Here is a 23,231-nt window from a genome sequence, read left to right on the forward strand (position 1 = left end):
TCCGGCCCTGGGCCGGGGACTGACTGGACTGTCATGTGGTATGACCTTGCCGCCGTAGGCGCGGCAACCTGCTGGGCCTGGGGCGCCATTCTGGGTGCCGGCCCGGCCATGCATTTTGGCCCCTTCACCTTTACCCGCCTGCGACTGAGCCTGATGACGCTGCTGCTGGGCGGCATCAGCCTGGCCATTGGTGGCTGGCACAGCATGCAGTGGGCCAATGTGTTGCCCGCCTTGTTATCCGGCCTGACCGGTATTTTCCTGGGTGACACCCTGTATTTTTCTGCGATGAACCGGCTGGGGCCACGACGTTCCGGCCTGCTGTTTGCCACGCACTCGGTGTTTTCCGTGGTGCTGGGCATGTTGTTTCTGCAAGAAAAACTCAGTCTGGTCGGTTTCATCGGCAGTGTGATGGTGTTTGGCGGGGTGATGCTGGCGGTGGCGTTTGGCCGTGGCAAGCAGCAAAGCAAGGCCTGGGAGCACCCGGCGCAGTTCAAGATGGGCGTGGCACTGGGTATGGCGGCGGCTTTGTGTCAGGCGCTGGGCACTTTTTTTGCCAAACCGGCCATCGCCGGCGGGCTGGAGCCGGTTACCGCTTCGGCTATCCGCATGGGTGTGGCTTGCCTTGCGCACAATGTGCTGTGGCTGGGTGGCTTGCCCTTGGCCAAAAGTCGTAACGCGTACACCCTGCGCATGCTGGGGCAGACGGCCCTGAATGGCCTGGTGGCGCTGGGCCTGGGCATGACCTTGATCATGCTGGCACTGCAACATGCCAATGTGGCCACGGTGGGCATGCTCTCCGCGCTCAGCCCGGTGTTGATCCTGCCCATGCTGTGGTGGGTGAACAAACAGCCACCGGCGCTGGTGGCCTGGCTGGGTGCCTTGCTCAGCTGTGCCGGTACCGCATTGCTGGTATTGCGCTGAAATTTACCTGTTGGTGGATTCCTGACTGGGGCTACGGCGGGGTATCATGGCAGCGGCGGTTTTCTGGCCGCTCCCGTTTACCGGTGGTGCTGACGACATGTCCGCGCCCGCAAGCATGATGGATCGCTGATGCTCTCCCATATCCAGTCCAGCCTGACTGAAGCGCAAAGCGCACTGAACAATCTGTTGGCCAATCCGCAGGCGCTGGCCAGCATCGAAGCCGCCGCCCAGCAACTGATTACCAGCCTGGCCGCCGGTGGCCGTATCTTTTCCTGCGGCAATGGCGGCTCCATGTGCGATGCCATGCACTTTGCCGAAGAGCTGACTGGCCGCTACCGCGGCAACCGGCGCGGCATGGCGGCCATTGCCATTTCCGACCCCAGCCACATGAGCTGCGTGGCCAATGACTTTGGCTACGAACACGTGTTTTCCCGCTATCTGGAAAGCCATGGCCGGGCTGGCGATGTGCTGATCGGTATCAGCACCAGCGGCAACAGCCAGACCATCGTCAACGCCGCCACGGTGGCGCGTGATCTGGGCATGAAGGTGATCATCCTCACCGGGCGTGCCGCCACCCGGCTGGAACCGCTGGCCGACGTTTACGTCAACACCCCGGGCGGCCAGTACGCCGACCGCGTGCAAGAGCTGCACATCAAGGTGCTGCACATCCTGATCGAGCTGGTGGAACGGCATTTCTGCCCGGAAAACTACTGATCCCGGTTTGATGCAGCAAAAATGAAAACGGCCCTGACGGGCCGTTTTGTATTGAAGTCGCCTGTTACTGATTGGCCCGCACCCAGCGGTGCCACTGGCAGTACAGCTCGGGGTCGATGGCGGCAATCACCGAACGCTTCCACACCGTGTCGCTCCAGTAATCGTCGGTATTCAGGCTGGCCAGGCAGCCGCCTGCTTCTTCCACGATGACCGCCCCGGCGGCGTAGTCCCACAGGCGTTGGCCGCCATGCAGGTAGAGGTCGTAGCGGCCCGCCGCCAGAAAGCACCAGTCCAGCGTGCTGGAACCCATGCTGCGCTGGCTGCCGAACGGCGCCACGCTGCTCATGCGCGCTGCCAGCTTGCCCGAGCGCAGGTATTTCACCTCGACGGCGGCAATGGCATCGCCCATGCTGTTGCGGGTGGTTTTCAAGGGCAGGCGGCGGCCGTTGAGCCAGGCCCCGTGGCCGCGGCGGGCGTAGAACATTTCGTCCGACACCGGGTTGTAGATCACCCCCAGTTCGCTGACGCCGCGCACCACCAGCGCAACGGAAATGGCAAAGTAGGGCAGGCCGTTGACGAAGTTGGTAGTGCCGTCGATCGGGTCCACCACCCACAGGCCGTCGGGGTTGTCCTGCCACAGCGCATCCTGCTCTTCGCGCGTCATTTCTTCGCCCAGCACCGGGTGCGGCAACACCGCGGGCAGTAGTTCGCCCAGCGCCTGCTGGCAGGCCATGTCGGCTTCGGTGAACAAGGAGCCGTCGTCCTTGCGCGTTTTACCCACGCGCAAAAAGCGCGGCATCACCTCCTGGCGTGCCACGTCCCGGACAACCTGCATCACCTGTTCAACCACCTGCATTATGTTCTCCTGGGCCCCGCGCCTGTTGGTCAGCCGGTGCGGGCAAGGTAGGGTAAGCTTGGCTCACTCTGGAAGAATAGTTGCAAATCCGGCATGTGAGGCCCCCCATGCAACGCTGGGGGCCATCAGGAACGCGGACGCATCATGCGTCGTCAGGGCAGGGCTGGGCGGGAAAAGCTGTCAGAATAGCCACTTGCCAAAGACGAGTTGTTGCAACTGCAGCAAACAAAGCAAAATACCGTTATCACCACGGACTTTCAATACGCCATGCCAAGGTTTTTTATCGAAACAGCCCTGGCGGCAGGTCAAACCCTGTCGCTGCCCGATGCCGTTGTCCGTCACATCCAGGTGCTGCGCCTGAAGGAAGGCGACAGCCTGACTCTGTTTAACGGCCAGGGCGGGGAGTATCAGGCCAGCTTGCTGTCGCTGCAAAAGCGCGAGGCCAGCTGTGAAATCACCCGCTTTGACGACATCAGCCGCGAATCGCCCATCTGGCTGGGTCTGGCCCAGGCTATTTCCAGTGGCGACCGCATGGAATTCACCCTGCAAAAAGGGGTGGAAATGGGCGTGTCGCTGTTTCAGCCGATTGCGGCCGAGCGCTCGGTGGTGAAGCTGTCGGGCGACCGGGCCGACAAACGGGTGCAGCGTTGGCAGGAGATCGTGCAATCGGCCTGTGAGCAATGTGGCCGCAATACCTTGCCGCAGGTGCTGCCCATTCTCAGCCTGAATGAATGGCTGCAACAGCAACAGCAGGCGGATGCGCGGCTGATTCTGTCGCCCTTGGGGACACAAAAGCTGGCGGACATTGCCAGCGCCCCCAAGCGGGCCTGGCTGATGGCCGGGCCGGAAGGTGGCTATTCCGCCCGCGAGGAAAGTGCAGCGCTGGACGCTGGCTGGACGCCGCTGAAACTGGGGCCGCGCATCCTGCGTACCGAAACCGCTGCACTGGCGGCTGTCGCGGCGGTGCAGGCGGTGTGGGGGGATTACTGTATCTGACGGGTGTGTGGATATGTCTTGAGTTGCTGGTAGGGCAAAGTGTGGAGCCGCTACGCGGTGATGTTTAGATGGCGGGGCTGCCCGCCGAGCAGGCAGGGGAGCTGCCTCGCCAGCTCCCCTGCACCCCTAGGCGACCCCGGGTTGCGCGAACCCCCGTCTGCTTCGGGCCGGGCAAGGCGCCGCCGAACTCGCCATTCGCTAGCGTCGAAGGGCTCAGACATGGCGGCGGCTTAAAACCTTGCCCAACCCGCCCCAGTCGGCGCGCACCACGGGGAGATGTGCTGCGTCGTCAGCGTGATGGCTTCCGGTTTTGCCACAGCCCCGCCATGAAAATCATCCCGCGCAGCGAACAAATGGTGGTTACAACTTGCGTATTGCTACTTCTGCCTAGCCTGGCAGGCAAGTGCAGCCAACAAAAAGCCCGGCTAGGCCGGGCTGGTGTCAGGTATCCACATACCGGCCATCTCAAGCCGTGGTGGCGATTTCCTGCTGCCGGTAGATCAGCGCACCAGCCAGTAACAACTCGTGCTCGCTCAGGGAAAACTGACCGGGCGGTGCGGCGCGCTCGAACAGGAAGCGGCGGCCGTCGTATTCCACCCAGGCGCTGATGGTCTGGTCATGAAAGCGCCCAAGGACTTCATCGGAGCGGGTTACCGCATTGATATCCGCCAACACAATGCCCACCGGCAGCGGCGTTTCCTCTGCCACCTCCCAGTTTTCCCGCGCAGGCAGCTGCGGGCTGTTGCGGGTGGCCAGTTGCAGCCACAGGCGGTAAGCCCACAAGGGCAGCATGACGCGGTGTACCCGTTTGTCGTCGGTGATGACACAGGCAATGGGAAAGCGATGATGACACGCCGGGCAAGTGCCTTTGGCGGCCAGAAACAGCTTGTCCTGCTGCAGGCTGGCCAGCCCGGACATGTGTTCGCACCCTACCATGGCATGGCAATGCGGGCAGTGCTTGCCAAAGCGGCGCACCCGGTTGCCATTGGAAAAGGTGACGGGGAGATAACTGGAAATCGTGTTCTGTCTTGCCATTGACTACCTGTCCACTACAACGCCAAGCATGGCGGGATGCTGTGCAGTATACCCTGTCCATCGGAATGGGTGCATCGGGAAGCCAGCTTCAGTCCGCCTGTATCTGGCAGCCCAGGGTATGGCTGGCGCCTGGCTGCAGCGTGTAGCTGTCTTCACCGGCATTGGCCGCTTCGATACAGACAAAGTCGTGCCAGCCGTCGTCCGGCAGGTCGGCCAGCCGCGCAGCCTTGTCCTGCCAGGGGTTCCACAACACCACGCTGCCGGAGCCGCTGCGGCTGATGCGCAAGCGGCGCTGCCATTGCCGGTCGTGCAGGATGACATCGGCCTCGCTGTAGACAATGGCATCGAACTCGCCATTGAGCTGTAGTGCGCTTGATGGCAAGCGGCTGTAGCGAGCGGCTACCTTGTCTTCGAAAACGGCATCTTCCACGCCGGACAGCTGAATGCTGCGGCTGTCGCTGACCGCCAGATAACTGTGTAGCGCCGCGCTCACCGTGCACGGCTGCTGGCCGTGGTTATGGGTGTGCAGCTGCATGGCAATGTGGTCGGACAGGGTGTATTCCAGCTCAACATCCAGCCCTTGCCAGTGCGGGCCTTGCAGTTTCACGTGAAACGCATCGCCATCCTGCTCCACCGACAATAGTTGCCAGTTCTGTTGCCGCGCCACGCCATGGGCCGGGGCGGCAGTGTCTGCCGGGTGCGGGCCGAACCATGGCCAGCAAACCGGTACGCCACCGCGAATGGCCTTGCCTTGTTGCAGGCTGGCCTGTGGCGACATGTACAGCCAGGGCTGTTGTCCATAGGGCTGGAAGGAGAGCAATTGCCCACCCAGCAAGGACAGGGTGGCGGAGAAGCTGCCGCCATCCAGTTGCAACAGGGTGAGTGCATTGCCAAGCGGAATCAGCTGGGCGGCGGGGGGCAGGGAAATGGACATGCAGATGTCTCGCTGGCGGAAAATGGATAAATCATAACCCAAGGCGGCCGCGACAACTGCCTGGCGCGTGTTGGGCAGACATGGCCTGGCTGTTGTACATTGGCTTTACTCTGCGCTGGATCAGCCACAGTCGCTGCAGTCCGGTCTAGAATGCCTCATCTTAAACGTTTGCATGGAATACAAGGTGTCTGCCACAGCTCAACCGCGCTATCTGCGTATCAAGGAATACATTCTGGAAGGTATCCGCAAGAAGGAGTTCCTGCCAGGCTGCAAGATTCCGCCCGAGCTGGAACTGGCCAGCCAGTTTTCCGTGTCGCGCATGACGGTCAACAAGGCGGTGCGCGACCTGGCCGAGGCCGGCATCCTGCTGCGTTTTGCCGGTGACGGTACTTATGTGGCCGAGCGCAAGGCTGAATCGCCGCTGCTGGACATCAACAATATCGCTGCCGAAGTGGCGGCACGCGGCCATACTCACAGCGCCGATGTGCATCAGCTGGAAACCATTGCGGCAGGCGAGGACATTGCCCTGCAGCTGGGGGTGAAGGTGGGCACGCCAGTTTATCACTCCATCCTGGTACACCGTGAGGATGGCCTGCCCATTCAGCTGGAAGACCGTTATGTGAATCCGGCATGGGCACCGGACTACATTCTGCAGGACTTCACCCGCCACACGCCCAACGAATACCTGATGGAAACCTGCCCGCTGACCGATATCGAGCACAGCGTGGAGGCGGTGTTGCCGGATGCGCGCGAGCTGGCCATGCTGGATATCGCCGCTGGGGAACCTTGTTTGCTGGTACTGCGTCGTACCTGGTCGTACAAGAATCTGGTGACCTTTGCCCGGCTGGTGCATCCGGGGGGGCGTTACAAGCTGCGTTCGCAAAGTCGGGTCAAAAAATAAGCAGATGCGCGAACCTGGGATGCCACGGCATTCACCGTCCATGTTTGGGGGGGGGTAGCAGGCAAAGTGCGTAGTTGCGATCTGGTCACCAGCCTTGTCATGCCGTCGAATGATTGGTCTGCTTGTCCTTTTAACCTGCCAACACATCAAAGCACATCATGGACACACTGCTTTTGCTCAAGGCGGCCATTCTCGGCATTGTCGAGGGGCTGACCGAATTTTTGCCCATTTCCTCCACTGGCCACTTGATCCTGGCCGGGGAATTACTCAAGTTCAATGACGAGCGTGGCAAGCTGTTTGAAATCGTCATCCAGTCCGGTGCCATTCTGGCGGTGATCTGGGAATACCGTGCCCGCATTGCCGCCGTGCTCGGTGGTGCCCGCCATGATGCGGCGGCAAGACGCTTCATTCTCAACCTGGCGATTGCCTTCTGTCCGGCAGCGGCGCTGGGCTTTCTGTTCAGCAAGGCCATCAAGGCCCATCTGTTCAACGCTCCGGTGGTGGCCAGCATGTTCATCATCGGTGCGCTGGTCATCATGTGGGCCGAGCGCCGTCAGCACAGCATACGGGTACAGACGGTAGAGGAAATGAGCCCGCTGGATGCGCTCAAGGTGGGCTGCGCCCAGGCCTTTGCGCTGGTGCCGGGCACTTCACGTTCCGGTGCCACCATCATCGGCGGCATGCTGTTTGGCCTGTCGCGCAAGGCGGCCACCGAGTTTTCCTTCTTTCTGGCCATTCCCACGCTGATCATCGCCTCGCTGTATTCGCTGTATAAAGACCGCGCACTGCTGGCAGCGGACGACCTGGGCATCTGGGCAGTAGGCCTGCTGTTTTCCTTTGTTTCGGCCTTCTTCTGCGTGCGCTGGCTGCTGCGCTTCATTTCCAGCCACAGCTTCATGGTGTTTGCCTGGTACCGCATCGTGTTCGGCATCATCGTCTTGCTGACCTGGCAGTACGGCTGGGTGAACTGGGTGGATAGCTGAAAGTCGCCAGCAGATAATTGACTATACAAATACTGTTGGATTTTTGATGCACAAAGGGAGCCGTTGGCTCCCTTTTTTATTTGCACAAATTGTTGATAAATAAAGACTTTGGTGGAAATACATATTGTATGCAATGTTGAATCGTGGTTGACAAGCATCAATGCAGGGTTTATTTGTATATACAAATCAGGAGCAGACATGAGCAAGCCTACCAACCGCACCCGCAGCCTGTGGCTCAATGCCCGGCTGGCCACCATGGATACACAGCACGCCACGCCCTACGGCGCGCTGCACGACCACGCGCTGGTGGTGGAGCAAGGCCGTATTGCCGCCATCCTGCCGCAAGGCCAGTTGAACCCGGCCAGCTTTGACGGCGAGGTGGTGGACGTGGCAGGCCGCTGGATTACCCCCGGTTTCATCGACTGCCACACCCATCTGGTGTATGGCGGCAACCGGGCGGCGGAATGGGAGCAGCGCTTGCTGGGCGTGCCGTATCAGCAGATAGCCGCCCAGGGCGGTGGCATTGTCTCCACCGTGCGCGCCACCCGTGCACTGGATGAAGCACAGCTCGCCGCTGCCAGCCTGCCGCGCTTGCAGGCGCTGATGGCGGAGGGTGTCACCACGCTGGAGTGCAAGTCCGGCTATGGCCTGAACCTGGAAGACGAAATCAAGCAGCTGCGTGTGGCCCGTCAGCTGGCAGACAGTCAGCCGGTGGAGATTGCCCCCACCTTGCTGTCCGCCCATGCCTTGCCGCCGGAATTTGCCGGCAATGCCGATGGCTATATCCAGCATGTGATTCGCGACATTCTGCCCAGCGTGGCAGAACAAGGCCTGGCCGAAGCGGTGGATGTGTTCTGCGAAAGCGTGGGTTTTTCCCCGGCGCAAACCCGGCGTGTATTCGAAGCCGCGCAACAGCATGGCTTGCGGGTGAAGGGCCATGTCGAACAGCTGTCCAATCTGCATGGCGCCGCGCTGGTGGCCGAGTTCGGTGGCCTGTCGGCCGACCATATCGAATACCTGGACGACGCTGGTGTGGCAGCCATGCGCGCCGCCGGCACGGTGGCGGTATTGCTGCCCGGCGCCTTCTACTTTTTGCGCGAAACGCAAAAGCCGCCAGTCGAACGGCTGCGCGCTGCTGGTGTGCCGATGGCGGTGTCTACCGACCTCAACCCAGGCACCAGCCCGTTTGCCTCCATCCGGTTGGCCATGAATCAGGCTTGTGTGCTGTTCGGCCTGTCGCCGGAAGAAGCACTGGCCGGCACCACCCGCCATGCCGCGCAGGCGCTGGGCCGTGGTCACAGTCACGGCAGGCTGGCGCTGGATCATGTTGCCGACCTGCTGCTATGGGATATCGAACATCCTGCCGAAATCGTCTACGGACTCGGCGTCAACCCGCTGGCCGAACGGGTATTCCGCGGTCAGCGTCCGGGCAAGGAAACAACACAATGACTCCAGACATGAAGCTGTGGACCGGCCGTGTAGACGCCGGTGAAGGCGAACTGGCACGCCGCTGGCATCAACTGGCCACCCCGTTTGCCCCCGGCCTGCCAGCAGGCATCGGCATCGCCGGTTTTGCCTGCGACGAAGGCGTGCGCCGCAATCAGGGCCGCGTCGGTGCGGCGGTTGCACCGGCCGTCATCCGCAAGGCATTGGCCAATCTGGCCTGGCATCAGGCTTATCCACTGTGTGATATGGGCGATGTGGCCTGTGATGATGGCGATCTGAACGCCGCCCACCTGCGGCTGGCTGCTGCTGTCGAACAACTGGCGCGTGCCGGACATTTTCCGCTGGTGCTGGGCGGTGGCCATGAAACCGCCTACGGCACCTGGCGCGGCCTGGCCGCAGCGCATCCGGACAAGGTGATCGGCATCATCAATTTCGATGCCCACTTCGACATCCGCGAAGCTGCCGAGGCCACTTCCGGCACGCCGTTTGCCCAGATTGCCGCCGACTGTGCCGCGACTGGCCGTCCCTTCCATTACCTGTGTCTGGGCGTGGCCGAGCCATCCAATACCCAGGCGCTGTTTGCCCGCGCCGGTCAGCTGGGCGTGCAGTGGCTGCTGGACAGCGCGCTGAACCAGGCTGGCCTGGCCAGTGCCCAGCATGCGGTGCAGGACTTCATCGACCAGGTGGACGTGGTCTATCTCACCATCGATCTGGATGTGCTACCCGCCAGCGTGATGCCCGCCGTCTCCGCCCCCGCTGCCATGGGCGTGGAGCTGCCGGTGGTGGAGGCGCTGCTTACTGCCATTGCCGCCAGCGGCAAGCTGGCCGGGGCAGACCTGGTGGAGCTGAACCCGCAATTCGATATCGACAGCCACGGCGCGAAGACGGCGGCCCGGCTGGCGTGGAGTATCACCCGTCATCTGGTCAAGAACCGCTGACAAAACCGCGCAGCGAACCCGGGCCAAGGCGCGCCGCCGCAGACAGTACATGGCGTACGGCAAGGTGGCGCAACGCTGGAGCGGGGGTTTTGTTATCGGTTCGCAGTAAGGAATTCAGGGCAGTTGCCCGACAACATGGCAGTACCAAGGAGACAGCAATGAGCGCAGCACAACAAGACAGCCGCTTCGACCCGACCCGTGTGATCCGCGCCCCGCGTGGCACCGAACTTTCCTGCAAAAGCTGGCTGACCGAAGCCGTCTACCGCATGATCCAGAACAATCTGGACCCGGAAGTGGCCGAGCATCCGCAAAGCCTGGTGGTATACGGCGGTATTGGCCGCGCCGCCCGCAACTGGGAATGTTTCGACACCATCCTGGACGTGCTCAAGCGCCTGGAAGACGACCAGACCCTGCTGATCCAGTCCGGCAAGCCGGTGGGCGTGTTCAATACCCATGCCGACGCACCGCGCGTGCTGATTGCCAACTCCAACCTGGTGCCGCACTGGGCCAACTGGGAACACTTCAACGAGCTGGATAAAAAAGGCCTGATGATGTACGGCCAGATGACCGCCGGTTCCTGGATTTACATCGGCTCGCAAGGCATCGTGCAAGGGACTTACGAAACCTTCTTTGCCGTGGCCAACCAGCACTTCGACGGCAAGCCGCAAGGCCGCTGGATCCTGACCGGTGGTCTGGGTGGCATGGGTGGCGCGCAGCCGCTGGCCGCCACCATGGCCGGTTTCAGCATGATCGCGGTCGAGTGTGATGAAACCCGTATCGATTTCCGCCTGAAAACCCGTTACGTGGACCGCAAGGCCACTACCCTGGACGAGGCGCTGGCCATCATCGAAGACGCCAAGCAAAGCGGCAAGGCGGTGTCGGTCGGTCTGCTGGGCAATGCCGCCGATGTATTCACCGAGCTGGTAAACCGTGGCATCACCCCGGACGTGGTGACCGACCAGACCTCCGCGCACGACCCGGTACACGGCTACCTGCCGCAAGGCTGGACCGTGGACGGGTGGCGCGCCAAGCAAAAGACCGACGCGGCTGAAATCACCGCTGCCGCCAAAAAGTCCATGGCCGTGCAAGTGCGCGCCATGCTGACCCTGCAACAGCGCGGCGCCGCCACGCTGGACTACGGCAACAACATCCGCCAGATGGCGCTGGAAGAGGGCGTACAGAACGCCTTCGACTTCCCCGGCTTTGTCCCGGCTTATGTCCGCCCGCTATTCTGCGAAGGCATCGGCCCCTTCCGCTGGGTGGCGCTGTCCGGCGACCCGGAAGACATCTACAAGACCGACGCCAAGGTGAAGGAGCTGATTCCGGATGACCCGCACCTGCACAACTGGCTGGACATGGCACGCGAGCGCATCAGCTTCCAGGGCTTGCCGGCGCGTATTTGTTGGGTGGGCCTGAAAGATCGCGCCCGTCTGGGTGCAGCTTTCAACGAAATGGTGAAGAATGGCGAACTCAAAGCGCCTATCGTGATTGGCCGCGACCATCTGGACTCCGGCTCGGTGGCCTCGCCCAACCGCGAAACCGAAGCCATGCTGGATGGTTCGGACGCTGTGTCCGACTGGCCGCTGCTCAACGCGCTGCTGAATACCGCTGGCGGCGCGACCTGGGTGTCCTTGCACCACGGTGGTGGCGTGGGCATGGGCTTCTCGCAGCACTCCGGCGTGGTGATTGTGTGCGATGGCACTGACGAAGCCGCCAAGCGCGTTAGCCGTGTACTGCGTAACGACCCGGGCACCGGCGTGATGCGTCATGCCGATGCCGGTTACGACATCGCCAAAAATTGCGCGCGTGAGCAGAGCCTGGACCTGCCGATGCTGAAATAAGTCGGGTAGAGCATGCCCGATCCGGCCTTACCTTGCCGCGGGCATTCTTTGTGCAGAAGTCACGTCATCAGCGTCATGGCCCTGCCGGTTCAGGCAGGGCTGGCGCGACAACAAGAACATATCTGGTCCAGCCTGCGGGCATGAGGCCAGCTGACAATCAATAGAGACTGAAACCATGAGCATTCTCAATATCGTACCGGGCCAACTGACACTGGCCGACCTGCGCCGCGTTTCACGTGAAACCGGTCTCAAGCTGCAACTGGACCCGTCCTGCCACGCCGGTATCGACGCTTCTGCCGCCACCGTGGCACGCGTATTGTCCGAAGGCCGTACTGCCTATGGCATCAACACCGGCTTTGGCTTGCTGGCCAATACCCGCATTGCACCGGACGAGCTGGAACTGCTGCAGCGTTCCATCGTGCTGTCGCACGCTGCCGGTATTGGCGCGCCGATGGACGATTCCACCGTGCGTCTGGTGATGGCACTGAAAATCAACTCGCTGGCGCGTGGTTTCTCCGGCATCCGCCGTCAGGTGATCGAAGCGCTGGTCACGCTGTTCAACCACGGCATCTACCCGGTGATTCCGCAAAAGGGTTCGGTGGGCGCGTCCGGCGACCTGGCCCCGCTGTCGCACATGAGCGCAGTGCTGATCGGCGAGGGCGAAGCCTTCGTCAACGGCCAGCGCGTACATGGCCGTGAAGCCATGCTGGCGGCCGGTCTGGAACCCATCACCCTGGCCCCGAAAGAGGGCCTCGCCCTGCTCAATGGCACACAAGCGTCCACCGCCTTTGCGCTGGAAGGCCTGTTTGCCGCCGAAGACCTGTTTGCCTCTGCCGTAGTGGCGGGCTCCATGTCGGTGGAAGCCGCGCAGGGCAGCCGCACCCCGTTCGATGCCCGCATCCATGCCGTGCGCGGCCATGCCGGGCAGATTGACGCTGCCAGCGCCTACCGCGCCCTGCTGGAACACAGCGAAATCGAACACTCGCATGAAAACTGCGGCAAGGTGCAAGACCCGTACAGCCTGCGCTGCCAGCCGCAGGTGATGGGTGCCTGCCTGACGCAGATCCGCCACTCCGCCAGCGTGCTGCAAGTGGAAGCCAACTCGGTATCGGATAACCCGCTGGTGTTTGCCGACGACAACGACATCTTGTCTGGCGGCAACTTCCACGCCGAGCCGGTGGCCTTTGCTGCCGACAACCTGGCGCTGGCGCTGGCCGAAATCGGCTCGCTGTCCGAGCGCCGCATGGCGCTGCTGATCGACAGCAATCTGTCCAAGCTGCCGCCTTTCCTGGTGAATAACGGCGGGGTGAACTCCGGCTTCATGATTGCCCAGGTGACTGGTGCGGCACTGGCCTCGGAAAACAAGTCGCTGGCACACCCGGCATCGGTAGACAGCCTGCCGACCTCGGCCAACCAGGAAGACCATGTGTCGATGGCCACTTTTGCCGGTCGTCGTCTGCGCGACATGGCCGGTAACACCGCCGGCATTCTGGCCGTGGAACTGCTGGCGGCCTGCCAGGGTGTGGACTTCCGCGCCCCGCACAAGGCCAGCGCCAAGCTGGAAGAAGCCAAGGCCGAACTGCGCGAACAAGTGAGCTTCTACGACAAGGACCGCTACTTCGCACCGGATATCGAGAAGGCCGCTGCACTGGTGGCCAGCGGCAGTTACAACCGCTTTGTCGCGGCTGGCTTGCTGCCCTCTTTGTAAGCAGGCCCTCAGTCAGGGATGTGGCCCGGCACCGTCACGGTGACCGGGCTTTTTTACGTGTGATGGGGTGAAGGCAGGTCAGAGCAGGCAGTAGCCCAGCACGCCTGCCAGCAGCAGCGCGGGCAGGGAATACAGATGAAAGCGCAGCCAGATGCCGCGCTCGCCCGCCATGCGCAGGGCGATCAGGTTGGCCAGCGAACCCAGCACGCAGCCAAAGCCACCGGCATTCACCGCATAGGCCAGCACTTTGTAAGCACTGCTGTATTTCACCAGCAGGATGGTGGCGGGCACATTGCTGATCAGCTGCGAACCCAGCAGGGCGGTCAGATACAGCCCGCCGCGACTCAGCCCTGCCACGGCGTCAGTCGAGTGGTGCAGCAGCGGCAGCTGGGTCAGCAGGCGGATGTCGACAAACATCAGCATGAACACGGCAATCAGGCTCCAGTCCACCGCCAGCAGCAAGGCCGGGCGCAACAGGGCAATGCCGGCCAGCACCGCAGCCAGCCCCCACAAGGCATGGCCGGATTCCAGCGCCACGATAAAGCCGATGTACGACAAGGCGCAGCTCCACAACAGTCGCGGCTGATAGCCGCTGGCGTCGTCGTGCAGTTCGGCATGAATGCGCTGGCCGGGAAAGGCCAGTGCGGTGGCCAGTAACAGCAGCGCCATACTGCCCAGTGCCAGCGGGGCCATTTGCCAGGTAAACGCAGCAAAGGACTGGCCGGACAACTGCCACAGCAAGATGTTTTGCGGGTTGCCGATCGGGGTAAGCAGCGAGCCGGCATTCACCGCCAGTGCTTCAAAAATCACCAGCCGGCCAATGGGCAGCCCGGCCATGCCACGCAGGCTGAGGGTGATCGGTACCACGATGAACAAGGCCACGTCATTGGTAAGCACGGTGGACAGCAGGGCGGACATGCTCACCAGAAACAGCGCCAGCGACCGTTCCCGCGCCAGCCGGTTGATGATGAGGCGGCCCAGATGGCTCAGATAGCCGCTGTCTTCCACGCCCTTGATGAGCAGCAGCAGGCCGGACAGGGTGATGATGGTAGGCCAGTCTATCCAGTGGAAAAACTGGCTGGCCGCCGCGGGCTGTGGCAGCCACAGCAGCAGCATCAGCAATAGCAGCACATGCAGCAGCCTGTCGTGCAAGAACGGGGCGAGCAAGGCAGCCAGACGGGAGGGGGAGGTGTGTGCATACATGGCGGCAGCTTACGGGAAGGCCGCCGCCGCTATCAAGCTGCGTGCACGGCGGCGTCAGTCCTGCGTACGCAAATCGTCACGCTTGATGGCCATGCCCATGGCGATGATCCAGGGCAGGATCAGCCAGCCGCCCAGCACATTGATGAGAATGACTTTTTGCAGACGCGGGCTTTTCACCAGCCAGCCGGTGATGCTGGGAATCAGATAAGCCGGAATCATCACCAGCGCGTCGCCCATCCACATGGCGGTGGTGACGAATAGCGGTTGATTGTTGAAGGTGCCATACAGCCACAACAGCACAGCCAGCGCCAGCACGATGATGAACAGGCCTTTGAGCAGATCGACGATTTTCATGACAGACAAACAGGGGTGATCAGGTAAGCGGCTAGGGTAATCACGCCTTTGCCGCCTTGGCAAACCCCACGGACAAACCTGCTGCAATAAAAGCCAGACCGGCACTGATATTCAGCCCGGCAATCAGGCGCGGCCGGGCGGCTATCCAGCGTGCCAGATGGCTGGCACTGATGCCCATCAGGCCAAAACCCAATGTTGTCAGCAAGGCAAACCAGCCGCCCAGCAACAACATCTGCCCGGCCACACTGCCCTGACCGGTGCTGATGAATTGCGGCACAAAGGCCATGATGAAGATGCCTACCTTGGGGTTGAGGCTGCCGGATAAAAAACTGCTGCGGAACACCTGCCACAGTGGCAAGGGGTCGATACGGGAAAAGCGTACCAGGGTGCGGTGGCGGATAGCCTGCCAGCCCAGATAGATCAGATAACAGCCGCCAGCCAGTTTGACCAGCAGGAAGGCGGTGGCCGAGGCCTGCAACAGCGCAGTCAGCCCGAGCGACGCCGCCGTGACATGCACGAAGATGGCACAGCCGGATGCCAGCGCCGACATGGCCGCCGCCCGCTTGCCCTGCGACAGGCCACGGGCGATAGCCAGCAGATTGTCCGGGCCCGGTGCGGCCACCAAAGCGAGGCAAGTGAGGGTATACAGCAAAAACGTGTGCGTCATGTCTGGCACCTTGTTGGGCAACAAGCGGTCATTAAAACCAGATAGCCCAGTAAAAACAACTATTTGTGTGCCTGTAGCCGTCTAGTGGCCCTGCCGTCCGCCCAACTGGCTGATCAGCACGCTGGCTACAATCAGCGCCGCACCGCTGATGGCCATCAGCCCCAGCTGCTCGCCTGCCAGTGCGCCAAGCAGGCCCGCCCAAACCGGTTCCATTGCATAGATGACAGTGGCCCGCGTGGCGGGGACGGTTTTCTGCGCCCAGTTCATGGCGATCTGGATGACGGCGGTGGCCAGCCCCATGCCCAGCAGGCTGACCAGCAATACCGGATGCGGCTGTGGCGCGGCTTCGCCACTGACTTGCCAGCCCAGTGCCGCCAGCAAGGACACGGTCAGCAATTGCACCACCGCCACCCGGCGCGGGTGGCACTGGCCGGCAAAGCGGCCCACCAGGCTGATTTCCAGCGCAATCATGGCGGCTCCGGCCACGGTCAGCCATTCACCTGCACCGAAATTGAATTGCATGCCGCGCGGGTCGGACAACAGTACCAGCCCGCCAAAGGCCACGATGATGCCCAGCCAGGCTGCCAGCCGCGGCCGGTGGCGAAACAGCAGCAGCTGGAACAAGGGCACCAGTGGTACATACAGGCCGGTGAGAAAGGCCGACTTGCTGCTGGGAATCAGCTGCAAACCCAGCGTCTGCAGACTGTAGCTGCCAAACAGCACGCTGCCTACCAGTGCGCCGGTCAGCAGCTCGCGCCGTGTCAGGCCGTGCAGCTCGCGCCAGCTCAGCAGCAGGGCAATCAGCCCGGCGATGCCAAAACGCAGGCTGACAAAGCTGAAAGGGCCTGCCCATTGCAGCGCATGCTGCACCACCAGAAAGGTGAAGCCCCAGATCATGGTGACGCCGATCAGTACCAGATCGGGCAGGCGGGATGGGCTGGGTGGCAGGCCGGCAGTGGCGGTCAGCGAAGTCATGGACGTGCTCTCATTGCGGGTGGGTGTGCTGTGAAATATAATGCACAAATTACCTATTGGGCAATATATTGCACATCGCCATGAGCAAGGACGCAAACGGTTCGCTGGAAGTCATGCAAAACGTGGCAGACAACCTGCGACGGGCACGGCTGGAACAGGGTTATAGCCAGGAGCTGCTGGCCAGCCGGGCAGGCATCAGCCGCCGCATGCTGGTGAATATCGAGGCTGGGGAAAGCAATGCCAGCATTGCCACCGTGGACAAGCTGGCCTCGGCACTGGGTCTGAGTTTTGTTGAGGTGGTGCGCCCGCCGTCGCTGGCTGACAAGGCCCAGGCTTTGCCGCTGCGCATCTGGCAGGGTGAGCAGGCCGACAGCCATGCCAGTTTGCTGGAGTCGGTGCTCAAACCCGGCGTGACACTGGAGCTGTGGCGCTGGCAGCTGGCAGCCGGTGACAGCTATCACGCCGAAGCCGATGCACCTGGCTGCCACGAAGTGCTGTATGTGCTGCAAGGCAGCCTGCAAGTACAACTGGTGCAGCAAAGCCACACGCTGCAAGCCGGTCAGTCACTGACCTTTGCCTCAGACCAGGTGTACAGCTATCACAACCGTGGTGCTGTGGCCTGTGCCTTTACCAAGAACATCCTGATCTACCCGCATGTCGGGCAGAACCCGGAGCAATAAAAAAACGGCCCCGCAGGGCCGTTTCTTCATGGTGCTGTCAGGTGGCTGACGCGTCTTACTTGCTGATGGACTTGCCGTAGGCTTCGGCGGCAGTACGCATTTTCGGCAGCAGGGTCTTTTCGGCGGCAGCCAACATGTTCTTCATGATGCCGTCGATCACCACCGGCTGCTGTTTCATCAGCTTCTGGCCGGCCGGGGTCTTGTAGAAGGCCACAATCTGCTGCATTTCCGCGGCAGAGAACTGGGCGCTGTAATTCTTTACCACTTCCTGTTCGAACTGCTTTTTCACCGCGGCAGAGTTGAAATAGTCAGCAGCGGTCTTGTGTACGCCATCAGCATAGGTCTTGAAGCCGTCCTGGGCTTTCTTTTGCTGTTCCGGGCTGAGGGTGACCTTGTTCTTTACCAGATATTCCTGCAACAAGGGGCCTGCGGATGACGTGGTGCGGTTGGCCAGATCATTCGGCATATTGTTCAGGCCGATCACCTGGGCCAGTTCCTTGGCGGCGGCATCCTGTGCGGCATCGGCATGAGCCAGCATCGGCAGGGTCAGTGCAAGGGCGGCAATGGCGGTCTTGATCGGGCTAGCAGCAAACATGGGACATCCTTTTTAGCAATGGCATCTGGGACACAAGGCTGGCAGTGTGACACCGCCAGAGAGTGAGGTCAAAGCTGCTTGGAGGATGTTTGGTCAAAGACAGTTCCCTGTCCGGCTTCAGGCCGCCAGGCTGCCCTGGGCGCGAGCGCGCTCCAGCAAGGGCGGCAGCAGGGCCAGTCCTTCTTCCCATTGGTGATGGCCGGAGGCCACATTGATATGCCCGGCTTGCCGCAGCCAGGTGAGCGGGCTTTGCCAGTAACCCGCCATGCGGGCGGCGCGGGCGGTTTTGCAGAAAGGGTCGTTGTCACTGGCCACCACGCGGCTGACAAAAGGCAGCGGCTGGCGCGGCAGCGGGGCAAACGGCATCAGTTCGCGCGGCACAAAGGGTCTTTCCACATCGGCCGGGGCCACCAGCAATGCACCGGCAATGCGCCCCGGTTGCAAGCGGGCATAGTGCGCCACCGTAATGCAACCCAGGCTGTGGGCAATCACGATGGTCGGACGGCGTGCCTGCGACAGTGCGTGATCCAGCCCGGCCAGCCAGCTGTCCAGATCGGGCTGTTCCCAGTTGTCGTTTTGCACGCGGATGGCGTTGAGGGCTTGCTCCCAGTGGCTTTGCCAGTGATTGGCAGCACTGCCTTTCCAGCCTGGCTGGATGATGAAATCGAAATCGTCGGCAATGTGCGTCATGGTGGTTTTCCCGGAACAGATGGCTGCACTATAAGCCAGAATTTTTAGTCCAAAAAGTAATCAATAATTGTTTTTATATTCCTGAATAGAATTTTGCGGGAGATGTCAAGGCGGGAGATGTTAGATTTATTTAGAATATCAGAATGAAAAACAATCATTTATGGTGCTAACAAAATCCTGTTTACAGTGTGCTCCATCAACCGACGCCTATCGCCTCAGGAGCCGCAAACATGACGACTATCCGCACCAATCTGAAAGCGCTGGCAGCCGTGCTGCTGCTGGCCGTGACCCCGCTGAAGGCAGCCGAACTGCTGAACGTGTCCTACGACCCCACCCGCGAACTGTACCAGGATGTGAACAAGGCCTTTGCCGAGCAATGGAAGAAAAAAACCGGCGAAGAACTGACCATCAAGCAATCGCATGGCGGTTCGGGCAAGCAGTCGCTGTCCATCCAGCATGGTCTGGCTGCCGACGTGGCCACGCTGGCCCTGGCTTACGATATTGACGTGCTGGCCGATGAAGGCCTGCTGCCGAAAAACTGGCAAACCCGTCTGCCGGACAACAGCTCGCCCTACACTTCCACCATCGTGTTCCTGGTGAAGAAGGGCAACCCGAAGCACATCAAGGACTGGAATGACCTGGTACGCAACGACGTGCAGGTGATCACTCCGAACCCGAAAACTTCCGGTGGCGCACGCTGGAATTATCTGGCTGCCTGGGGTTATGCACTGAAGAAAAACGGCGGCAACGAAGCCAAGGCCCGTGCCTATGTGGCCGACCTGTACAAGCATGTACCGGTACTGGACTCCGGCGCACGTGGTGCCACGCTTACCTTCACCCAGCGCGGTCTGGGCGATGTATTGCTGGCCTGGGAAAACGAAGCCGTGCTGGCGGTGAAGGAAATGGGCCCGGACAAGTTTGACATCGTCACCCCGTCCATCTCCATTCTGGCCGAGCCGCCGGTGGCCGTGGTGGACAAGGTGGTGGACAAGAAAGGCACGCGCAAGCAGGCCGAGGCCTATCTGAAATTCCTGTACACCCCGGAAGGCCAGACCATTGCCGCAGAAAACTACTACCGCCCGCGTGACCCCAAGATTGCTGCCAAATACGCCAGCCAGTTCCCCAAGGTGAAGCTGTTCACCCTCAAGGATGTGTTTGGCGACTGGCGCAGTGCCCAGAAAAAACACTTTGCCGATGGCGGTGTGTTTGACCAGATCTACAGCAAGAACTGATTTTCTCCAGCAAGGATGAACCACGACAGGCCACACCATGCGGCCTGTTTTGCATTCCATTTCCATTCTGTCTGCATCTGCCGCTTGTCACATGGCTGCGGTAGACTGAGCCACGCTCAATTCCTCTGTTTCTCCCACCCTCATGCAAGTATTTCACACACCCCATGGCGCTTTGCGTTATCACGACCTGCCTGGCGACGGCGTGCCCTTACTGTTTGTGCATGGGCTGGGTTGTGCCGCTTCCAGCGACTTTCCCCGCGTGGGGGCGGATCCGGCGCTGGCCGGACGCCGGCGTCTGCTGCTGGATTTGCTGGGTGCCGGTTTTTCCGACCGGCCGGATGACTTTGCCTACACCATTGCCGCGCATGCGCAAACGGTGGCCGGGCTGATCGATCATCTTGCTCTGCCGCAGCTGGACATCGTCGGCCACAGCATGGGTGGGGCGGTAGCCATTACCGCCAGCAGCCTGTGCCCGGACAAGGTGGCACGGCTGGTGTTACTGGAGCCGAATCTGGATGCCGAAGGCGGGGTGTTCAGCCGCGCCCTGGCCGCCATGAGCGAGCAGGAATTCGTCAGCCGTGGCCAACGCCGCATGGCCCGGCTGGCCAGCCGCGAAGGCAGCCCGCTGTGGGCCGGGTCGCTCTCTGCCAGCCATGCGCCTGCCGTGCACCGTGCGGCGGTATCGCTGGTCGCGGGTGCGGAACCCAGTTGGCGCAGCCAGTTATTGGCGCTGTCCATGCCGCGCAGCGTGGTGGTGGGGGAGCGTTCCTTGCCGCAACCCGCACTGACCCGCCTGACACAAGACGGCGTGAACGTGCATGTGCTGGCTGACGCTGGCCATGCCATGAGTGAAGACAACCCTGCCGGCCTGGCTGCCTTGCTGGCGGAAATACTGGAGCAAGACCATGTGGCGTGAATGTCGTTGTTACTGCCGGGCCATGTTGCTGGCCCTCAGTCTGGTGTTGCCGGTGCGGGCCGCCAGTTTGCCTGCCCCGCAGGAGGTCACCATTCCACTACCCGGCGCAGGCCTGTTTGGCCGCACGCTGGACATGCCGGCCTTGCTGTACCGCCCGGCAGGGGATGGCCCGTTTCCGGTGCTGTTGTTTTCCCATGGCCGGGCTGGCAGTACCCAGGAGCGGCACCAGCTGAGATATCCGCTGGGTCGTAGTCAGATTGCCTACTGGCTGGCCAAGGGGTTCATCATCGTGGCACCCATCCGGCCCGGCTATGGCAATACCGGCGGTGGCGACCCGGAATATCACAGCGCCCACATGCTGGCACCGGGCCAGTGCAGCAGTCATCCGGATTATCGCCATACCGCCGAGGCAGGTAGCGCGGCGCTGCAAGCGGCTATCCGCTGGATTGGCCAGCAGCCCTGGGGCGCGGGCCAGCCGATTGTGCTGGAAGGCCAGTCGGTAGGAGGTTTGCTGACGGTCGCGGTGGGTGCCAGCTCGCCGCCCGGTGTGGTGGCCTATATCAATTTTGCCGGTGGTGCCGGTGGCAATCCGGAAAAGTCGCCCGGGCAAAGCTGCGAGCCTCAGGCATTGACCGCGCTGTATGCCGATTTTGGCCGTCACACCGTATTGCCCAATCTGTGGCTGTATGCCGAAAACGACCAGTACTGGGGGCCGGATGAACCGGTGGCCTGGCATCAGGCTTTCGCCGCCGGCGGCAGCCCGACCCGCTTTGTCCATGCAGCAGCAGTGGCAGATGGTGATGGCCACGGCCTGAGCCGCCACCCCGCCGCACTGTGGGCGGCAACGCTGGATGACTTTTTGCAAAGCCTGCCGGTGCTGGCCGGGCGCTTGCATGAGCCTGCCACCTCACCTTGATGTCTGGTGTCAGTCACGCTTGGCTGTAAACAATAAAAAGCCGCCAGTGAATGAATCGCTGGCGGCTTTTTTCATGCTAGGGATTTCATGCTACCGATCAATGCTCAGGGATAGACGATGCGCAGCAGGTTGGTGGCACCAGGTGTGCCAAACGGCACACCGGCAATGATCACCATGGGCTTGCCTTGTTCCGCCAGCCCCAGCTTGGTGGCGCAGAAGGTGGTTTTTACCACCATGTCCTCCAGGTTTTCTGCATCCGGCCCGTTATAGGCCACCACGCCCCACACCAGGGTCAGGCGGCGCGCGGTACTCAGCCGGGGTGAGATGCCCATGATGGGGGTGTGTGGCCGTTCGCGCGCCAGGCGCAGGCAGGTGGAGCCGGAGGTGGTGAAGGCGGCGGAGACGGTGACCGGCAGGATGGCAGCCACCTTGCGCACGCAGGCGGCAATGGCATCGGCCTGTTCCGGGGCATCGGCGGCGCTGTAGTCCAGTGCCATCACGCGGCGGTAGTCCGGTGCGCTTTCCACGCGGCGGATCACCCGGTCCATGATTTGCACGGCCTCTACCGGGAAGGAGCCGGCGGCGGTTTCCGCCGACAGCATCACCGCGTCGGCACCTTCATACACGGCGGTGGCCACGTCGTTGGCTTCGGCACGGGTGGGGGTGGGGGCGGTAATCATGGATTCCAGCATCTGGGTAGCCACAATGACCGGACGGCCCAGGTGACGGCACTGATGCACGATACGGCGCTGTACCACCGGCACGTCTTCCGGCGGTAATTCCACGCCCAGATCGCCACGCGCCACCATCACCGCGTCGGCCAGCTCGGCAATTTCATCCAGCTGGTCCACGGCCGACGGTTTTTCAATCTTCACTACTATGCCCACGCTGCTGCCTATCATCTGGCGCAGTTCGCGTACGTCTTCAGCCGTTTGCACAAAGGACAGGGCGATCCAGTCGGCCCCTTCCTGCAGGGCAAATTCGGCGTCCTTGCGGTCTTTCGGGGTAATGGCCGACAGCGGCAGGATGGTTTGCGGCAAGTTGAAGCCCTTGCGGTCGGACAGCTCACCCCCCACCACCACGGTGGTTTCAATCACCCGGTCCTGCACACGTTCCACGTGGAACGACAGTTTGCCGTCATTCACCAGGATGTGATGGCCGTGTTCCAGCGCGACAAAGGCTTCCGGGTGGGGCAGGGTGACCTGGCTGGCATCGCCGTCCACCTGGTCCAGTACAAAGCGGTAGGGCTGGCCCACGCGCACGGTGACCGGGCCTTGCGGGAAGGTGCCGATGCGCAGCTTGGGGCCTTGCAGGTCTACCAGCACGCCAATGGGGCGGCCCATTTCGGTTTCGGCGGCGCGGATGGCGGCCAGCCGGGCGCGGTGGTCGTCATGGCTGCCATGGCTCATGTTCAAGCGGAATACGTTCACCCCGGCGCGCGCCAGCGCCAGGATTTGCTGCGGGGTGCTGGATGCCGGGCCCAGCGTGGCGAGAATCTTGGTATTGCGGAGCATGTACTTGTCCTTGTCGATGCCGGCCTGCGTGGCCGTGCGCGGTGTTGTCCGGGGGCCTGATCTGCTGGCGGGTTGCCAGCAGCCGGTTTCTTGGTTTTTGCCATGCTGCCACAACTGGCATGTAGTGGCTTTGCTACCTTGCAGGCACTTGGACGGGGTGTTGCCACCTTGTCAGTCGCGAAATATTCCGGACGCGTGATATGTGCGTTTTGCTTG

At 61.9% G+C, this 23,231-nt stretch carries 23 protein-coding genes; 13 read left to right on the forward strand and 10 right to left on the reverse strand.

Annotated elements, in window-relative coordinates; translation table 11 throughout:
• Nucleotides 1-33: 33 nt before the first annotated feature.
• Both HWX34_RS07675 and gmhA read left to right on the forward strand, forming a co-directional pair.
• Complete coding sequence (locus tag HWX34_RS07675) at nucleotides 34-921, forward strand: DMT family transporter (protein WP_178971694.1); 888 nt, start codon at nucleotides 34-36, stop codon at nucleotides 919-921.
• Nucleotides 922-1,050: 129 nt separating this feature from the next.
• Entirely contained in the window at nucleotides 1,051-1,635 is a 585-nt protein-coding gene (gmhA, locus tag HWX34_RS07680) for a D-sedoheptulose 7-phosphate isomerase (RefSeq protein WP_178971695.1), read from the forward strand.
• A gap of 64 nt (nucleotides 1,636-1,699) precedes the next feature.
• Here gmhA and HWX34_RS07685 read toward each other — a convergent pair whose 3' ends face one another.
• Nucleotides 1,700-2,491: an inositol monophosphatase family protein gene (locus HWX34_RS07685; RefSeq protein WP_178971696.1), complete on the reverse strand. Its 792-nt coding sequence runs from the start codon at nucleotides 2,489-2,491 to the stop codon at nucleotides 1,700-1,702.
• A gap of 267 nt (nucleotides 2,492-2,758) precedes the next feature.
• On the opposite strand from HWX34_RS07685, the gene HWX34_RS07690 reads away from it, so the two are divergent.
• Complete coding sequence (locus HWX34_RS07690; RefSeq protein ID WP_178971697.1) at nucleotides 2,759-3,487, forward strand: 16S rRNA (uracil(1498)-N(3))-methyltransferase; 729 nt, start codon at nucleotides 2,759-2,761, stop codon at nucleotides 3,485-3,487.
• Nucleotides 3,488-3,952: 465 nt separating this feature from the next.
• Here HWX34_RS07690 and HWX34_RS07695 read toward each other — a convergent pair whose 3' ends face one another.
• Together HWX34_RS07695 and HWX34_RS07700 are read right to left on the reverse strand one after the other, a co-directional pair.
• Entirely contained in the window at nucleotides 3,953-4,522 is a 570-nt protein-coding gene (locus tag HWX34_RS07695) for a hypothetical protein (RefSeq protein ID WP_178971698.1), read from the reverse strand.
• Nucleotides 4,523-4,610: 88 nt separating this feature from the next.
• The gene (locus tag HWX34_RS07700; RefSeq protein WP_178971699.1) at nucleotides 4,611-5,456 is read right to left on the reverse strand and encodes a D-hexose-6-phosphate mutarotase; all 846 of its coding nucleotides are present in this window, start codon (nucleotides 5,454-5,456) and stop codon (nucleotides 4,611-4,613) included.
• A 184-nt stretch (nucleotides 5,457-5,640) separates the two neighbouring features.
• On the opposite strand from HWX34_RS07700, the gene hutC reads away from it, so the two are divergent.
• The 6 genes from hutC (at nucleotide 5,641) to hutH (ending at nucleotide 13,273) form a co-directional block, all read left to right on the forward strand.
• The gene (hutC, locus tag HWX34_RS07705; protein WP_370459686.1) at nucleotides 5,641-6,357 is read left to right on the forward strand and encodes a histidine utilization repressor; all 717 of its coding nucleotides are present in this window, start codon (nucleotides 5,641-5,643) and stop codon (nucleotides 6,355-6,357) included.
• Nucleotides 6,358-6,515: 158 nt separating this feature from the next.
• The gene (locus HWX34_RS07710; RefSeq protein ID WP_178971701.1) at nucleotides 6,516-7,340 is read left to right on the forward strand and encodes an undecaprenyl-diphosphate phosphatase; all 825 of its coding nucleotides are present in this window, start codon (nucleotides 6,516-6,518) and stop codon (nucleotides 7,338-7,340) included.
• 198 nt (nucleotides 7,341-7,538) lie between these two features.
• On the forward strand, nucleotides 7,539-8,789 hold the full coding sequence (hutI, locus tag HWX34_RS07715) for an imidazolonepropionase (protein WP_178971702.1): 1,251 nt from the start codon (nucleotides 7,539-7,541) through the stop codon (nucleotides 8,787-8,789).
• A complete protein-coding gene (gene hutG / locus HWX34_RS07720) occupies nucleotides 8,786-9,724 on the forward strand; it encodes a formimidoylglutamase (RefSeq protein WP_178971703.1) in 939 nt (312 codons plus the stop codon). The genes hutI and hutG overlap by 4 nt, the downstream gene beginning before the upstream one ends.
• A gap of 158 nt (nucleotides 9,725-9,882) precedes the next feature.
• Nucleotides 9,883-11,565, forward strand: coding sequence for a urocanate hydratase (gene hutU / locus HWX34_RS07725; protein ID WP_178971704.1), 1,683 nt, complete (start codon nucleotides 9,883-9,885; stop codon nucleotides 11,563-11,565).
• Between the two features lie 175 nt (nucleotides 11,566-11,740).
• Complete coding sequence (hutH, locus tag HWX34_RS07730) at nucleotides 11,741-13,273, forward strand: histidine ammonia-lyase (RefSeq protein ID WP_178971705.1); 1,533 nt, start codon at nucleotides 11,741-11,743, stop codon at nucleotides 13,271-13,273.
• Between the two features lie 78 nt (nucleotides 13,274-13,351).
• On the opposite strand, the gene HWX34_RS07735 is transcribed toward hutH, so the two are convergent.
• From HWX34_RS07735 to HWX34_RS07750, 4 genes are all read right to left on the reverse strand, one after another.
• The gene (locus tag HWX34_RS07735) at nucleotides 13,352-14,476 is read right to left on the reverse strand and encodes an SLC13 family permease (RefSeq protein ID WP_178971706.1); all 1,125 of its coding nucleotides are present in this window, start codon (nucleotides 14,474-14,476) and stop codon (nucleotides 13,352-13,354) included.
• Nucleotides 14,477-14,530: 54 nt separating this feature from the next.
• Complete coding sequence (locus HWX34_RS07740; RefSeq protein ID WP_178971707.1) at nucleotides 14,531-14,830, reverse strand: superinfection immunity protein; 300 nt, start codon at nucleotides 14,828-14,830, stop codon at nucleotides 14,531-14,533.
• 40 nt (nucleotides 14,831-14,870) lie between these two features.
• Nucleotides 14,871-15,497, reverse strand: a complete 627-nt coding sequence (locus tag HWX34_RS07745) for a LysE family translocator (RefSeq protein WP_178971708.1) — start codon at nucleotides 15,495-15,497, stop codon at nucleotides 14,871-14,873.
• A gap of 81 nt (nucleotides 15,498-15,578) precedes the next feature.
• Nucleotides 15,579-16,472 (reverse strand): DMT family transporter, encoded by an 894-nt coding sequence (locus HWX34_RS07750; RefSeq protein ID WP_178971709.1) that lies wholly within the window; start codon nucleotides 16,470-16,472, stop codon nucleotides 15,579-15,581.
• A gap of 80 nt (nucleotides 16,473-16,552) precedes the next feature.
• On the opposite strand from HWX34_RS07750, the gene HWX34_RS07755 reads away from it, so the two are divergent.
• Nucleotides 16,553-17,152, forward strand: coding sequence for a helix-turn-helix domain-containing protein (locus tag HWX34_RS07755; protein ID WP_178971710.1), 600 nt, complete (start codon nucleotides 16,553-16,555; stop codon nucleotides 17,150-17,152).
• Nucleotides 17,153-17,207: 55 nt separating this feature from the next.
• Here the strand turns inward: HWX34_RS07755 and HWX34_RS07760 are convergent, their stop codons facing one another.
• Both HWX34_RS07760 and HWX34_RS07765 read right to left on the reverse strand, forming a co-directional pair.
• Nucleotides 17,208-17,747, reverse strand: a complete 540-nt coding sequence (locus tag HWX34_RS07760; protein WP_178971711.1) for a DUF2059 domain-containing protein — start codon at nucleotides 17,745-17,747, stop codon at nucleotides 17,208-17,210.
• Between the two features lie 117 nt (nucleotides 17,748-17,864).
• On the reverse strand, nucleotides 17,865-18,437 hold the full coding sequence (locus HWX34_RS07765) for an alpha/beta hydrolase (protein WP_178971712.1): 573 nt from the start codon (nucleotides 18,435-18,437) through the stop codon (nucleotides 17,865-17,867).
• Between the two features lie 230 nt (nucleotides 18,438-18,667).
• Between HWX34_RS07765 and HWX34_RS07770 the strand changes: the two genes are divergently transcribed.
• From HWX34_RS07770 to HWX34_RS07780, 3 genes are all read left to right on the forward strand, one after another.
• Nucleotides 18,668-19,669 carry a sulfate ABC transporter substrate-binding protein gene (locus HWX34_RS07770; protein ID WP_178971713.1) on the forward strand — a complete coding sequence of 334 codons (1,002 nt, stop codon included), beginning with the start codon at nucleotides 18,668-18,670 and terminating at the stop codon, nucleotides 19,667-19,669.
• Nucleotides 19,670-19,811: 142 nt separating this feature from the next.
• A complete protein-coding gene (locus HWX34_RS07775; protein ID WP_178971714.1) occupies nucleotides 19,812-20,585 on the forward strand; it encodes an alpha/beta fold hydrolase in 774 nt (257 codons plus the stop codon).
• Nucleotides 20,575-21,501: a dienelactone hydrolase family protein gene (locus tag HWX34_RS07780; RefSeq protein ID WP_178971715.1), complete on the forward strand. Its 927-nt coding sequence runs from the start codon at nucleotides 20,575-20,577 to the stop codon at nucleotides 21,499-21,501. Before HWX34_RS07775 ends, HWX34_RS07780 begins: the two co-directional genes overlap by 11 nt.
• A 104-nt stretch (nucleotides 21,502-21,605) precedes the next feature.
• On the opposite strand, the gene pyk is transcribed toward HWX34_RS07780, so the two are convergent.
• A complete protein-coding gene (gene pyk / locus HWX34_RS07785; RefSeq protein ID WP_178971716.1) occupies nucleotides 21,606-23,015 on the reverse strand; it encodes a pyruvate kinase in 1,410 nt (469 codons plus the stop codon).
• Nucleotides 23,016-23,231 lie beyond the last annotated feature (216 nt).

This window comes from Aquitalea sp. LB_tupeE, from assembly GCF_013391415.1.
Taxonomy (GTDB): Bacteria; Pseudomonadota; Gammaproteobacteria; order Burkholderiales; family Chromobacteriaceae; genus Aquitalea.